Genomic DNA, 14,122 nt, shown 5'->3' on the forward strand with positions numbered 1-14,122 from the left:
TTGCCCACCGCACCGACCCCTTCGGCACGGAATCTCAAGGTAGAGCAGGGACGCCGTCTCGGCACGAGTATCGGGCTACCTCATCGCGGCACGAGTTCTCGCATGTAGAGCGCGATTCGACGAGCCGAAGGGTGCGTGAGCTACCGCGGCTACGCGTCCGGCTCCATGCTGCTGAGCAGGATGCGCGCGAGCCGGTCCAGTTCCTGTCGTTCCCCCGCGGTGAGCACCGACAGCATCCGCGTCTCGTTGGCGGTGTGCTCGGTGACCACGGTGTCGACCAGTTCCCGCCCCGCGTCGGTGAGCCCGACGCGCACCGCCCTGCGGTCCTGCGGGTCCGCGACGCGCCGCACCAGTCCCGCCGACTCGAGCCGGTCCAGCCGTCCGGTCATGCCCGCCCGCGACAGCATCAGCGTGTCGGCGAGCACCGACGGATTCAGCTCGAACGGCGCGCCCGAACGGCGTAGCGCGGCAAGCACGTCGAACTCGCCGCGCTGCAGGCCGTGCTTGCCGAACACCGCCTCGATCTCCCGCTGAGCCACCAGCAACAGCCTGCCCAGACGTCCGGCCACGGCCATCGCCTCCAGATCGAGGTCGGGTCGTTCCCGCTTCCACTGCGCCACGATCGCGTCCACGGCGTCCGTTTTCCGCTCGGTCATGGACAGGATCTTATTCGCCAGGATATAGTTCGGTGGCGAATTATCAATCACCGAATCAATTGGAGGCTCCGATGACCATTCCCGCCCCGCGCAAGGACGCCGCGATCCGTCAGCCACAGGACGCGGAGACCCTGCGCACCACGTCGGTCACCATGCGCCTGCTGATCGACGCCGAGGAGGCGGGCGGCGGGCTGAGCACGCTGGAGGTGGCGATGGATCGCGGAGCGGACGGCGCGGCGCCGCACTATCACACGCTTTCCGACGAGCTGTTCTATGTCGCGGAAGGCGAACTGGAACTGCTCGCCGGTGACCGCATCGTCACCGTCGGCGCGGGCGGTTCGATCGTGGTCCCGAAATTCATGCCGCACGCCTTCGGCGCCGCACCGGACAGCACCGCGCGAATCCTCATCGCGCTCACGCCCGGTGTGCAGCGCTTCGAGTACTTCCGGCTGCTGGAACGAATCGCCGCGGGCGAATCCCCGATGACCGATCTGGCCGCCGCGCAGGACGAGTTCGACAATCACTTCGTGGACGCCCCCGCTTGGTGGGCGCAGCGCAACGCGCACCGGAACTGAACTCGGCGCGCGATTCCCGCTCGCCCGCAGCCGATTTCGAGCGAGTCGGGCCCAACATAAGGCGGCGCTGACACGACGCGCGCCCATGCGGTGGCCACGCGCCGGGTGCGCCGATGGGGACGAAAGCACAGATGCACAGCCGCCAATACCGGGCTATGAGCAGCGTCGGCGCATCACCGGAGATCAGCTGTGCGGTTGCTCTGTAAGTATTTCCACGCTACCGGAAAACTTTCGGAACTCGGCCGGTATAGATCGGAATTCCGTTTGCCACGGGCCGCGAAATATCGCGATCCGAGCCGATCGCAGCACATATCGCGATATGATCGCTCACACGCTTGGGGGTCGTGGCAAATCGTGAGCAGATCGGAGAAACGGCTATGACCGACGCAATCCACCTTCCTGGGACGACGCCGAAGGCCGACCGCGTTCCTCCGCTCCAGGGCCTGCTGGTCGCGGAATCGGACCGGCAGATCAGCGTGCGCGTCGCCGAGGGAACGTGGACCTTCAGTCGGTCCGATGTGCTGCGGGTGGTCGATTCCGCCGCGCCGCACGCCGATCAGGACGGGCGTCCGGTGCTGGTGGACATTCGGGCGGGCGCCACCGCCGATTTCACTCGCAGGCTGCGGATCGACCTGGTCGATCGGCCGATGACCATCCCGGAGTCGCCGTCGAAGGCCCTCGGCGACGAGCAGTTGCGTCAGCTCACCGAAACCTGGGCCGACCGCCTGCAACTCGTCGACTGCCCGAGTGCGGGCGGGGCGACGTTCACCTACTGCCAGACCAAGTCGATGAACGGCAGCGACGACGGCATCAACTGCGACAGCCTCGACTGAGCGGCAGGCGGATGACCGCACGCCTGCGCGGTTCGGTCCTGATCGTGTCCGAATCCGATGATCTACACGCCACCGCGATGGCGGCGACGCTGCGAGAACATCACGGGCTCGCTCCGATCCACCTCGACCTTCGCGATTTCCCCCGGGAGTCCGGCAGCTTCCGGCTGGACCGCCTCGGCACCACACGCTCGCTGTCGCACCTGATCGGCCTCGACGACGTGCGGTCGGTGTGGTGGCGGCGCCCGCACCACGCGCAGGTGCCCGCGGGGGTCCGCGCCTCGGACAATGATTTTCGCCAGGCCGAGTGCGACGGATTCATCCAGGGGCTGCTGTGGTCCATCCCCGCCTTCTGGGTCAACGACCCGGGCGCCGACCGCACCGCGGCACGCAAGATCGTCCAGCTGGAGACGGCGCTGCGGGCCGGGTTCGCGGTGCCGGAGACGTTGATCACCAACGATCCCGAGGAGGCGCGCAGCTTCGTCGAATCCAGGCCGGGCCCGGTGGTTTACAAGCGCACCGGCACCAGCAGGGCGGAATTCGCCGAGACCAGGATCATCGGCAGGGACGATTTCGGCAGGCTTGCCGCGATCCGTTCGGCGCCGACCACCTTCCAGGACTACGTCGACGCCACCTGCGATCTGCGCGTGGTCTGGGTGGACGGGGTCGAATGGACCGTGCGCATCGACTCGCAGGCCGGCGTCGGCAAGGTCGACTCCCGCCTGGACACGTCGGTCGACTTCACACGCGATCACCTGCCCGCGTCGGTGAGCAAGTCACTGGCCACGCTGATGGGCGCGCTCGGATTGTCCTTCGGCGTGCTCGACATTCGGCTCGGGCGCGACGGCGAGTACTACTTCCTCGAGGTCAACCCGCAGGGCCAGTTCGCCTACTTGGAGATCAAGACCGGGCTGCCGATCTTCCGCAGCCTGGCCAACCTGCTGGTGGACGGCGACGGCACGGTCGAGGGCTACTGAGCCCGGCCTCAGGGCGGCGGCGCGACCGAGGACCGGAACGCCGCGCCGCGGCGCACAGTGGCGGACTGCGCATCCGACCGCACCGGGACAGCAGCCGCCGAACCTCCGTCGACGGACGGGATTCACCGCCTGCGAAGACCCATGAGTTCGCCGAGAGCATTCCATCGGTCCGCGACCTCGGCGGGCAACTGCGCGCCGATCCGTCCGGCCCGACAGCACCCGGTTCGGCGCGACGACCAGCGGCGACGAGGTGCCCGGATTGCGTTGCGGCGTGGCTCGATCGGCCGGTGGACGTGCGCCCGGCAACCCGGGCATCGACGCCGCCGTGCGGCTCGGCGAGGTAGGTGTCCGGTGCACGGCCGTCGACGTCGATCCGGTCGAGCGCTCGCCCGGGCGGCCGCGTAGCCGCCCGGCGTCACACCGTTACGCGCTATTGGCTCTTGCGGCGATTGGCTCCGCCCCGGCTGCGGAGCTGCACGTGTGACTCCACCAGCACGTTGTGGATGAAGCCGTAGGAGCGGCCGGTGGACCGCGCCAGTGACCGGATGCTCGCACCCGCCTCGTATTGCTTCTTCAGCTGGGTTTGTAGGCGGTCGCGTGACTTCCCGGTGACGCGTGTGCCCTTACCCAATGTGGCCTTGCTTTGTGGCCTGTCGCTCATGGCTTCCTCCGAGTCGCCGAGCAGCGTCTTTCCAGGCTAAGCACTCAGCAGGCCGTGATCAACGGGTACCTGTGATGAATCTCACGCGAGCTGAATAAGTTCCAGGTATTCGGCCGACCAATGGTCTTCCGTCCCGTCCGGGAGCAAGATCACGCGTTCCGGAGACAACGCCTCCGCTGCGCCCGGATCGTGCGTCACCAGCACCACCGCGCCCGCATAGGTGCGCAGGGCGTCGAGCACCTGTTCCCGCGACACCGGGTCCAGATTGTTCGTCGGCTCGTCCAGCAGCAACACGTTCGCCGCCGAGGAGACCAGTCCGGCCAGCGCGAGCCGGGTCTTCTCACCGCCCGACAGCGTGCCCGCGGGCTGGTCGAGCTGCGGACCGGAGAACATGAACGCGCCAAGCAGGCCGCGCAGATCCTGCTCACCCGCGTCCGGCGCGGCGTGGCGGATGTTCTCCCACACGGTGGCGTTGTCGTCGAGGGTGTCGTGCTCCTGGGCGAAGTAGCCGATCTTCAGACCGTGCCCGGGCACCAGACCGCCCGCCGTCGGCTGCTCGACTCCGGCCAGCAGACGCAGCAGCGTCGTCTTGCCCGCGCCGTTGAGCCCGAGCACCACCACCCGGCTACCGCGGTCGATCGCGAGGTCGACGCCGGTGAAGATCTCCAGCGAGCCGTAGACCTTGGTCAGGTTCTCCGCCATCAGCGGCGTCTTGCCGCAGGCCGCCGGCTCGGGGAACTTGATCCGGGCGACCTTGTCGGCGACGCGCACGTCGTCGAGTTCGGCCAGCAGGCGATCGGCGCGCTTGGCCATGTTCTGTGCCGCAGTGGCTTTCGTGGCCTTGGCGCCGAGCTTGGCCGCTTGGGCGCGCAGCGCGCTCGCCTTCTTCTCGGCGTTCGCGCGTTCCCTGCGCCTGCGCTGCTCGTCGGTGGCGCGCGCGTCCAGGTACTTCTTCCAGCCCATGTTGTAGACGTCGGCCTCGCCGCGCACCGCGTCCAGGAACCACACCTTGTTCACCACGTCGGCGAGCAGATCCACGTCGTGGCTGATGACGATCAGACCGCCGTCGTGGTTCTGCAGGAAACCACGCAGCCAGGTGATGGAGTCGGCGTCGAGGTGGTTGGTCGGCTCGTCCAGCAGCAGGATGGTGTCGGAGCGCCCGCCGCTGCCGTCGGAAGCGGCGAACAGGATGCGCGCCAACTCGATTCGGCGCCGCTGACCACCGGAGAGCGTGCGCAACGGCTGGCCGAGCACCCGGTCGGGCAGGCCGAGGCTGTGGCAGATGCGCGCGGCCTCGCTCTCGGCGACGTAACCGCCCAGCGCCGAGAAACGTTCTTCGAGGCGGCCGTACTTGCGCACCGCCTTCTCCCGCTCCTTGTCGTCGGCGACCTCGGCCATCAGCGCCTGCTGCTTCTCCATCTCCCGGATCAGCGTGTCCAGGCCGCGCGCGGACAGCACCCGGTCGCGAGCCAGCACGTCCAGGTTGCCCTCGCGCGGATCCTGCGGCAGATAGCCGATGTCGCTGGAGCGCAGGATCTTGCCCGCGTACGGCTCGCCCTCGCCGGCGAGGATGCGCAACGTGGTGGTCTTCCCCGCGCCGTTGCGCCCGACCAACCCGATCCGGTCGCCCGCCTGCACCCGCAGCGCCGGTCCGGGAGCGGACAGCAGGGTGCGGACTCCGGCCCGGACCTCCAGGTCGGTCGCGGTGATCACAAACTTCTCCTCGGGGGATCGTGGTGCTGGACGCGTGCTCGATTGTGCGAGCCGACGCGCACGAGAACCACCGATTTTACCCGGGACGGCGACCGCGCCCGCATACCAGCACCCGCATGTGACGGCGGTAACGGCCGACGCGATCGCCTGCGCTACCGTGCGATGCCATGAGTACCGATCTATTGGGCAAGAGCGCTCTGGTCACGGGGGCCAGCCGTGGCATCGGCAAGGCGGTCGCGGCGGAGTTGCTCGGCCGCGGCGCGAACGTGCTGATCACCGCGCGGAAGAAGGATCCGCTGGAGGAAGCCGCCGCGGAGCTGCGCGAGCTGGGCCAGCAGGGGCAGGTCGTCGCCTTGGCGGGCAACTCGGGCGTCGCCGAGGATCGGGCCGCCGCGGTCGAGCGCGCGGTCGCGGAGTTCGGTTCGCTGGACGTCCTGATCAACAACACCGGCATCAACCCGGTCTTCGGCTCACTGATGGACGCCGACCTCGACGCCGTGCGCAAGATCTTCGACGTGAACGTGGTCGCGGCCCTCGGCTACATCCAGGAGGCGTACAAGGCGTGGATGCGCGACCACGGCGGCGCCGTGGTCAACGTGGCCAGCGTCGCGGGCATCCGCTCGACCGGCGTGATCGCCGCCTACGGCGCGTCCAAGTCCGCGCTGATCCATCTCACCGGCGAGCTCGCCTGGCAGCTCGGTCCGAAGATCCGGGTGAACGCGGTGGCGCCCGGCGTGATCAAGACGAAGTTCGCCGACGCGCTGTACTCGGCCGACGAGGAGCGCGCGGCGAGCGTGTACCCGATGAAGCGGCTGGGCAGCCCGGAGGACGTGGCGCGCCTGATCGGATTCCTGGTCTCCGACGAGGCGGCGTGGATCACCGGCGAGACGGTCCGGGTGGACGGCGGGCTGCTGTCCACGGGCGGGATCTGACCGCACACGAGGTCGCCTGCGCTAGCGGAACGCCAGCGCGCCGAGCGTGTCGGCGTGCCGGTAGCGCAGGTATTTCTCGACGGTGGCGGCATCGACCGCGGCGGTGGCCGTTGCCAGCGTCACCACCACGAATTCCTTCTCGGTGCCGTCCTTCCACTTGCCGTTGGCGTAACCCTTGATGTAGCTACCGGGGCGCAGCCTCAGGTCCGCGTCGGTGAACCGGTCCTTCGCCGCGGCGGCCCGGCCCTTGTCGGCCATGCCCAGCACGAACTGGGTGAGCATGAGCGCGCCGCCCTCGGCTCGATACACCAGCTCCGCCGCGTAGACGCAGCCGAGATCGGTGAGCTTGCCCGCCGCCTCGACGGGATGGCAGTCGGCGTGGTCGCGGCCGTCGACCCACTCGGCGTGCAGTTCCACGCGGTCGAACCGGAAGTCCCAGTCCTTGGCGTATTCGGTGTAACTCAACCTGCCCGGCGCAGGGCGCGCACCACGCGAGGAAGGGCTCGCGGGTCGCGTGCTGGTGACGCCGCCGGCGCGCGTGGTCGCTTCGGCGGACGTGACCGCCGCTTGCGCGTGCCCCTGCTCGCGGGGCGACAGCGCCACGCCGACACCGACCGCGACCAGCACCGCGACGACGGCGACCACCAGTGCGACGATCAGGCCCGTGGGGGACCTGGGCGGCGGCGGCAGCGGCGGCGCCTCCCACGCCTGCATCGGATACGCGCTCGGCGGGGACATGGTTCCCCAATCCGGCGCGTACCGCGCTTCCTCCGGTTTTCCGTGCGCCGGGCCACCGCCGAAGCCGGAGCCGGACGGATAGGTCATCGCGGTCGCCCTCCCACCTCTCCCAGCAGCCGTCCCACCCCGTGTGGGCCTCCCCGAAGCCGCCCGAGCGACCCTACCCGATCGAGCCTTCTCGGGCGCCGCGAGATCAGAGCCGGACCGGCTGACGCCAGTCCTCGCGCCCGGCGACCGCCGTGGCGGCAGGAGCCTCTTCGATCCCGAACCGCTCGTGCAGCCTGCGCAGCGGTCCGGGCGCGTACCAGTTCCAGTGGCCGAGCAACTCCATCGCCGCGGGCAGCAGGAAACCGCGCACCAGGGTCGCGTCCACCAGCACGGCGAGTGGAAGCCCGATGCCGAACGCCTTCATGAAGGTGATGTCCGAGGCGAGGAAGCCGAGGAAGACCAGCGAGATCAGCACGGCGGCTGCGGTGACGATCCGGCCGATCCGCTCCAGCCCGGAAGTCACGGCCAGCGCGTTCGACTTGGTGCGCCGGTACTCCTCGCGGATGCGGGCCAGCAGGAACACCTGGTAGTCCATGGCGAGCCCGAACGCGACGCCGAACAGCATGACCGGGACGGTCGGCGGGAGGTCACCGGTGACCGTGAAGCCGAGCAGCCCGGACAGGTGCCCGTCCTGGAAGATCCACACCAGCGCGCCGAAGGTCGCGGTGAGGCTCAGGAAGCTGAGCACGACGGCCAGCAGCGGCAGCACGACGCTCCCGGTGAGCAGGAACAGGACCACCACCATGATCAGCACGACGAACGCCAGCGCGTAGGGCAGCGCCGAGACGACCGAGCCGATCGCGTCCGCGTTGGCCGCCGCCACGCCGCCGACCAGCACCGGTGAGGCGGCGGGCGTCGCACGCACGTCGTCGGCGATCCGGTCGAGCACCGTGGGGTCGGTGGTGTCGGGGACCACCGTCAGGTAGGCGGCGTTCGCGGCGCGGAAACGGTCGTTCGCCGCGGTGGGCGGGGCGAGCAGACCGCCGTGGCTGTAGCTGCCGGTGGCGGTGTCGACCCGGCGGACGTCATCGATCTCCGACAGTTCCCTGGCGTAGGCGTCCAATCCGGCCGCGCTGTAGGCGCTTTCGGGCAGCACCGCGAACAGCCCGTTCTGTTCGGTGGCGGCGAAGTCACGCTGGATGGTCTCGGTGACCTGGCGGTTGTTCATCGACTCCGGCAGCGACCGCTCGTCGGGGAAGCCGAGTTTCACACCGAGGAACGGCGCGCCCAGCACGAGCAGCAGGGCGGTCACCGCCAGGCCGATCGGCACCGGCCGCATCATCACGAACCGCGCCAGACGGTGCCAGGCGCCCTCACCGGGCGCGGGACGGGCCGCGCGCAGGAACCACCACAACTGACCGTTGTCGATCTTGGTGCCGAGCAGGAACAGGATCGCGGGCAGCACGGTCAGCGACACCGTCGCGGCGATCACCGCGACGGCCAGACCGGCGTATCCCATCGACCGCACGGCCAGCAGCGGGAAGAACAGCAGGCCCGACAGCGCGACGGCGACGGTGACGGCGGAGAACAGGACGGTCCGGCCCGCCGAGCGCATGGTCGCGGTGACCGCGGCGGCGGGCTGCCGACCGGCGACCAGTTCGTCACGGTAGCGGCTGATGATGAGCAGGCTGTAGTCGATCGCCAGGCCGAGGCCGAGCAGGGTGGCTACGTTGGTCGCGGTGGCCGCCAGATCGGTGACGCTCGCGATCAGCCACAGCGCGCCCATGGTGATCATCACCGTGATCATGGCGACCACCAGCGGCAGGCTGGCCGCGACCAGACCGCCGAACACCAGCAACAGCGCGATCAGCGTGATCGGGAACGCGATGGACTCGCCGAGCACGACGTCTTTCTCGCTCTGCTGCACGGTTTCGTGCAGCAGCATCGCGTAGCCGCCGACCCGCACCTCCAGCGGGCCGTGGGACCCGCCGAACCGGTCGGCGAGATCGCCGACCCGCTTGTCGACCTCCGCCTCCTCGCCGAGGATGCTGGCCACGATCAGGCCCTTGGTGCCGTCGGTGCTGCGCAGCGCGGGCGATTTGTCGGTCCAGTACGACGTCACGCCCGCGACGCCGGATTCCGACTTCAGCTCGGCGACCAGATTCGTCGCCGCGGTGGCCGCGGCGTCGTCGTCCACCGACCGGCGAGTCTGCACCAGCAGCACGAAATTCGGGGTGGCCTGGCCGAAGGTGTCGCGCAGCACCGCGGTCGCCCGGCTCGATTCGCTGTCGGGGTCGATGTACCCGCCGCCCTGCACTTTGTCGAACAGCGTCGCGCTCAGTGTGCCCATCGCCAGCGCGAGGACCGCGAACACGGCCAGGATCCACCGGCTGCGCCGCCTGGTCAGTTCGAACACTGCGTCTACCCCTAACTCGTTCCGGTCGTGCCGCTTTCGCGCTCGGGCTCCAGCGGTCGCCGGTCGGCAACCTGCCCGGCGCGCCATCCGCGGCGCGCCGGTGCGCCGACACCCGACACCCGACACCGGAGCCGGATGCGTGCGCCAGCGCCCCGGCATCCTAGCAACGCGGGACAAACTCCGGTGAGCCCGAACACATTCCGTCGGCGCGCCGAGTGCGGACGCCCGCCTGCGCGCGACTCCACTTCCGGCTGGGGAACCCGGCGACCCGGCCGGTCCTGCGGGCAGGATCGGATTCGATGCCGTGGCTGCGCGACGGTCCAGCGAACAGATGAGAGGCTCGAACCCATGCATCGCAACGCGCTCCCACGGCTCCGGGCGAACGCGGCGTGAAGCCGGACCTGGTCGTCTGCGGTCTCGGCCCGGCCGGACGCGCGCTCGCCCACCGCGCCGTGCTGCGCGGGCTCACGGTCATCGCGGTCGATCCCGCGCCGGAGCGCCGGTGGACGGCCACCTACGCGATGTGGGCCGACGAACTGCCGGGTTGGCTGCCGCCTCAGGTCGTCGGGGCGACGGTTTCCCGGCCGATGGCCTGGGGAACGCGCGCGCACCGATTGGATCGCCCGTACGTCGTGCTGGACACCGCACGATTGCAGACCTCGCTGCACCTGGGCGATGCGAACGTGGTCTCCGATCGCGCGATCCAGGTCGGCCCCGGCCACGTGACGTTGGCATCCGGCACGAAGATCACCGGTGGCCGGGTGATCGACGCGCGCGGGCTCACCCGCTCACCCGCCCGTGCCGAGCAGACCGCCTACGGCGTCATCGTGGACGTGCGGCGCTGCGCCGGGCTCGACCCGCTGTTCATGGACTGGCGTCCGGACAACGGCGCCGCCCCCGGCGACCCGCCCTCGTTCCTCTACGCCGTTCCGCTGGACGGCGAGCGGATGCTGCTCGAGGAGACCTGCCTGGCGGGCCGCCCAGCGTTGACGGGTGCGCACCTGCGCACCCGCTTGCGAGCGCGGCTGCACGCCAGGAACGTCCCGCTCGCCGGTGACGAGCCCGTGGAGCACGTTCGCTTTCCGGTGCAGGGCGGCCGTCCTGGGCCGCGCAGGTTCGGGGCGGCGGGCGGGTTCCTGCATCCGGCGACCGGGTACAGCGTCGGCGCCGCGCTGGCTGCCGCCGACGCCGTGGCCGCGGGCCAGGACGTGTGGCCCGCCACGGCACGCATCGTCCATCGGTTGCGCGGCGCCGGGCTGCGCGCGCTGCTGGCGTTGCCGCCGGGCGATCTCCCGCTGTTCTTCGACACGTTCTTCGCGCTGCCCCCGGACGCGCAACGCGCGTATCTGTCGGGACGCACCGACCTCGCGGGCACGGTGACGGCGATGAGCGCGCTGTTCGCGGCGCTGCCCGGACCGCTGCGCCGCCGTGTCGCGGCCGCGACACTCGGTGTCGCGGTTCCCTCGCGAGGTCGGCGGGCTTCGGCCATGATGGGAGGATGAGATCGATCTGGAAGGGCTCGATCGCATTCGGGCTGGTGAACGTTCCGGTGAAGGTGTACACCGCCACCGAGGACCACGACATCCGGTTCCATCAGGTGCACGCCAAGGATGGAGGCCGGATCAAATACGACCGCGTCTGCACCGTGTGCGGCGAATCGGTCCAGTTCACCGAGATCGACAAGGCCTACGAGTCGCCGGACGGCGACAAAGTGGTGCTCAGCGACGAGGACTTCGCGAAACTTCCCGTAGCGGAGAAACACGAGATCCCGGTGCTCCAGTTCGTGCCGTCGGAGCAGATCGACCCGATCCTGTTCGAGAAGAGCTACTACCTGGAGCCGGACTCCAGCACGCCCAAGGCCTACGTCCTGCTGGCCAGGACGCTGGAGAAGATCGAACGCACCGCCCTGGTGTACTTCACGCTGCGGCAGAAGACCAGGCTGGCCGCACTGCGGGTGCGCGAGGGCATTCTGGTGGTCCAGACGCTGCTGTGGCCGGACGAGGTCCGCTCGGTGGAGTTCGAATCCCTCGACGGTGTCGCCGAGCCACGGCCGCAGGAGATCAAGATGGCCGAGACGCTCGTCGAGGCCATGTCCGACGACTTCGATCCGGAACAGTTCACCGACGAGTACCAGATCGAACTCAAACGCGTGCTCGACGAGGCGATCGCCAGCGGCACCGGCAAAGTGCCCGAACAGCCGGAACTCGCGCCCAGCGGGATGGATGCCGAGGTGGTCGATCTGGTCGCCGCACTGCAGCGCAGCCTGGAGGCCAGTGGCCGCCGGACCGCGGGCGGCGACGGGGGCGAGCCGAAGAAGACCGCGAAGAAGGCCGCGGCCAAGAGCGCTGCGAGCAAGAGCGCAGCCGCCAAGAGCAGCGTGTCGAAGACCGGTGCGGCCAAGAGCGCGGCGAAGAAGACGCCCGCGAAGAAGGCGGCCAAGAAGGCGCCGGCTCGCAAGGGCGCCTGATCGCGCTCGATGCGCCGGAATCAGTCCCGCGCCGCGCGCCGCCTGCCCTCTTCGAAGAACTCCAGCAGGGCTGCGACGGTGTGCACCGCGGTGCGGGGCCGCAGCGCGCCGAACGGCGCGTTCCAGAAGTCGCCGCCGCGCGGAGTCCACGGCCCGATGTAGGCGTAGGGCCCGGGATGGGCGTCGTCCCCGGGCGAAACGCCGTAGTTCACCTCGTCGACGGTGCTCGCCAGATCGAAATGCTCCGGCCACAGCACGGGCGTCGTACCGGGCGCCAGACAGCGCAACGCCTTGTCCCCCAGGGCGAACCAGTCCTCGATCAACCCGGCCGCCGAGGGATCCACTTCGATCACCGCATCCGGATCCACTCCGATGGTGCCGGAGTAGACGTCCTTCGGCGCCACCGGTTCGAAGCCCGCGGCCTCGGCGACCTCCCGATAGGTCCCCGCCAGCCGGGTCTTCCCTTCCGGCCAGACCAGTTCGTCCCCGGCAACCGACACCGGCCACCGCACGCCACCGAAACCTCCCGGCACGACTCCCAGCCGGATGGTGCCGAACTCCCGGTACTGCGGCCCGGCGATCAACAATTCGGCGGCCGCGTGCAATCCGACTCGCGAGCGCCGATACGTCATCTCGTCCACCCACGCATCATCTCCGCTGCCGATGCTCCTGCGCACAGGTTCGGCGGCAGAGCTGCCGCGGGTGCTCGGGTCAGCCCGACCGGGCGGGGATGCCCTCACTGGAGCCGAAGCTCGCTTCCTCGCCGCTGACGAGTCCCAGCAGCGCGAGCGGCCGTGGCGTCACCGCGATGGTCAGGTAGGAGACCGTGATCGCCCAGCGGTTCACCGCTCTCGGCACGGCGAAGGTGTGGTAGGCGCGCGTCACCGCCTTGGCGGGCAGGCCGGACAGGCGGATGCCCAGGGGATTGGCGACCGCGAAGCGTGGCCCGAGGTCGACGACCAGCCCCATGTCGCGGTGCTTGTAGTCGGCGGCCGCGCCGATGCCGAGACTCGCCGCGACGTTCCTGGCGAGCGTCTTGCCCTGCCGCATGGCGTGCTGCGCCGTGGGCGGGGTGATCCGGCCCGGCTTGGTGAGGTCGGGCACCGCGGCCGCGTCGCCGCCCGCGAAGACGTCCGGATGGCCGGGCACGGTCAGTTTCGCGTCGACGACCAGGCGGCCCTTCTCCAGCGGCAGGCCGAGCGTGCCGAGCACCGGTGCGCCGGTCACACCCGTGACCCACGCGACGGTGTGGGTCGGCACCACGGTGCCGTCGGTGAGCACGACCGAATTCTCGTCGAGCTTCGTCAGCGAGGTCTCCAGCCGGATCTCGATGCCGCGTTTGCGCAGCACCTTCAGCACCTTGTCGCTGAGCCGCTCCCCCACTTCCGGCATCACCCGTGGCGCCATGTCGAGCAGGAGGAAACGCACTTCCGCGGGATCGAATCCGCGCCGCGCGGCGTAGGCGTCGGCGAGGGCGCGCAGCTGCGCGACGAGTTCGGTCCCCGCGTAGGAGGCCCCCACGACCACCACCGTGCGCCGCGCCCGGCGTACCTCCGGGTCCGGCTCGTCGTCGGCGAGTTCGAGCTGCCGGAGCAGTTGCTCGCGCAGGTACAGCGCCTCGGCGACGGTCTTGAGCCCGCGAGCGTGCTCGGCCAGGCCGGGTATGTCGAACAACCGGGTGACCGACCCGGGGGTGAGCACCAGCCGATCCCAGGACAACTCCCGCGGCGGGTAATGCTCACCGGAAACCGTGATCGTCTTGTTCCGCAGATCGACCGACCGAGCGTTCGCGACCACCAACCGCACCCGCGGCAGCGAATCGGCCAGCGAAATGGCGACGAATCGTGGGTCGATCAGGCCACCGGCCACATCCGGCAGCAGCGGCGTATAGAGCATGTAGTCGTTGGGCGTCACGAGCACGATTTCCACGTCCCGGTCCGCCTTGGCCACGATGCGGCAGAGCTTCTGGGCGCAGGTGAATCCCGCGAACCCGCTACCGACGATCACGACCCTTTCCGGGCGCGCGGTGTTCCCCTCCGGCACGGATACCTCCTCGGTGTCGACTCCCGGACGCGATTCCCGCCCTCGCACATCCGAAACCGCACCCTGGCCGCCGGAGTCTGCGCGCCGCGACCGGCCCGTGGTTTGGCATGCCGAGGGAGTGGTAGT

Annotated in this window: 13 protein-coding genes; 6 read left to right on the plus strand and 7 right to left on the minus strand. The window is 69.7% G+C overall.

Features of this window, described 5'->3' with window-relative positions; all coding sequences use genetic code 11:
- Positions 1-149 precede the first annotated feature (149 nt).
- Positions 150-656, minus strand: coding sequence for a MarR family winged helix-turn-helix transcriptional regulator (locus tag ACH49X_RS01920; protein ID WP_195080179.1), 507 nt, complete (start codon positions 654-656; stop codon positions 150-152).
- Positions 657-727: 71 nt separating this feature from the next.
- Between ACH49X_RS01920 and ACH49X_RS01925 the strand changes: the two genes are divergently transcribed.
- From ACH49X_RS01925 to ACH49X_RS01935, 3 genes are all read left to right on the plus strand, one after another.
- Positions 728-1,231 carry a cupin domain-containing protein gene (locus tag ACH49X_RS01925; protein WP_357105590.1) on the plus strand — a complete coding sequence of 168 codons (504 nt, stop codon included), beginning with the start codon at positions 728-730 and terminating at the stop codon, positions 1,229-1,231.
- Positions 1,232-1,608: 377 nt separating this feature from the next.
- Positions 1,609-2,064: a hypothetical protein gene (locus tag ACH49X_RS01930; protein WP_357105587.1), complete on the plus strand. Its 456-nt coding sequence runs from the start codon at positions 1,609-1,611 to the stop codon at positions 2,062-2,064.
- A 44-nt stretch (positions 2,065-2,108) separates the two neighbouring features.
- Positions 2,109-3,038, plus strand: a complete 930-nt coding sequence (locus tag ACH49X_RS01935) for a hypothetical protein (RefSeq protein WP_357105584.1) — start codon at positions 2,109-2,111, stop codon at positions 3,036-3,038.
- Positions 3,039-3,468: 430 nt separating this feature from the next.
- On the opposite strand, the gene ACH49X_RS01940 is transcribed toward ACH49X_RS01935, so the two are convergent.
- Both ACH49X_RS01940 and ACH49X_RS01945 read right to left on the minus strand, forming a co-directional pair.
- Complete coding sequence (locus ACH49X_RS01940; RefSeq protein WP_039798685.1) at positions 3,469-3,699, minus strand: helix-turn-helix domain-containing protein; 231 nt, start codon at positions 3,697-3,699, stop codon at positions 3,469-3,471.
- A gap of 81 nt (positions 3,700-3,780) precedes the next feature.
- Positions 3,781-5,412 carry an ABC-F family ATP-binding cassette domain-containing protein gene (locus ACH49X_RS01945; RefSeq protein WP_067801780.1) on the minus strand — a complete coding sequence of 544 codons (1,632 nt, stop codon included), beginning with the start codon at positions 5,410-5,412 and terminating at the stop codon, positions 3,781-3,783.
- A gap of 167 nt (positions 5,413-5,579) precedes the next feature.
- Here ACH49X_RS01945 and ACH49X_RS01950 point away from each other — a divergent pair, with 167 nt between their 5' ends.
- Entirely contained in the window at positions 5,580-6,344 is a 765-nt protein-coding gene (locus ACH49X_RS01950) for an SDR family oxidoreductase (RefSeq protein WP_357207170.1), read from the plus strand.
- 21 nt (positions 6,345-6,365) lie between these two features.
- Here the strand turns inward: ACH49X_RS01950 and ACH49X_RS01955 are convergent, their stop codons facing one another.
- Together ACH49X_RS01955 and ACH49X_RS01960 are read right to left on the minus strand one after the other, a co-directional pair.
- Complete coding sequence (locus tag ACH49X_RS01955; protein WP_357207169.1) at positions 6,366-7,169, minus strand: hypothetical protein; 804 nt, start codon at positions 7,167-7,169, stop codon at positions 6,366-6,368.
- A 106-nt stretch (positions 7,170-7,275) separates the two neighbouring features.
- Complete coding sequence (locus tag ACH49X_RS01960) at positions 7,276-9,486, minus strand: MMPL family transporter (protein ID WP_357207167.1); 2,211 nt, start codon at positions 9,484-9,486, stop codon at positions 7,276-7,278.
- A gap of 389 nt (positions 9,487-9,875) precedes the next feature.
- On the opposite strand from ACH49X_RS01960, the gene ACH49X_RS01965 reads away from it, so the two are divergent.
- Both ACH49X_RS01965 and ACH49X_RS01970 read left to right on the plus strand, forming a co-directional pair.
- Positions 9,876-10,988 (plus strand): lycopene cyclase family protein, encoded by a 1,113-nt coding sequence (locus ACH49X_RS01965; protein ID WP_323123983.1) that lies wholly within the window; start codon positions 9,876-9,878, stop codon positions 10,986-10,988.
- The gene (locus tag ACH49X_RS01970; RefSeq protein WP_195080186.1) at positions 10,985-11,953 is read left to right on the plus strand and encodes a Ku protein; all 969 of its coding nucleotides are present in this window, start codon (positions 10,985-10,987) and stop codon (positions 11,951-11,953) included. Before ACH49X_RS01965 ends, ACH49X_RS01970 begins: the two co-directional genes overlap by 4 nt.
- Before the next feature lie 20 nt (positions 11,954-11,973).
- On the opposite strand, the gene ACH49X_RS01975 is transcribed toward ACH49X_RS01970, so the two are convergent.
- Positions 11,974-12,585, minus strand: coding sequence for a hypothetical protein (locus ACH49X_RS01975; RefSeq protein WP_195080311.1), 612 nt, complete (start codon positions 12,583-12,585; stop codon positions 11,974-11,976).
- 79 nt (positions 12,586-12,664) lie between these two features.
- A complete protein-coding gene (locus ACH49X_RS01980; RefSeq protein WP_323123982.1) occupies positions 12,665-13,996 on the minus strand; it encodes an NAD(P)/FAD-dependent oxidoreductase in 1,332 nt (443 codons plus the stop codon).
- Positions 13,997-14,122 lie beyond the last annotated feature (126 nt).

It is taken from the genome of Nocardia sp. NPDC019323, from assembly GCF_044389845.1.
GTDB lineage: Bacteria > Actinomycetota > Actinomycetes > Mycobacteriales > Mycobacteriaceae > Nocardia > Nocardia implantans.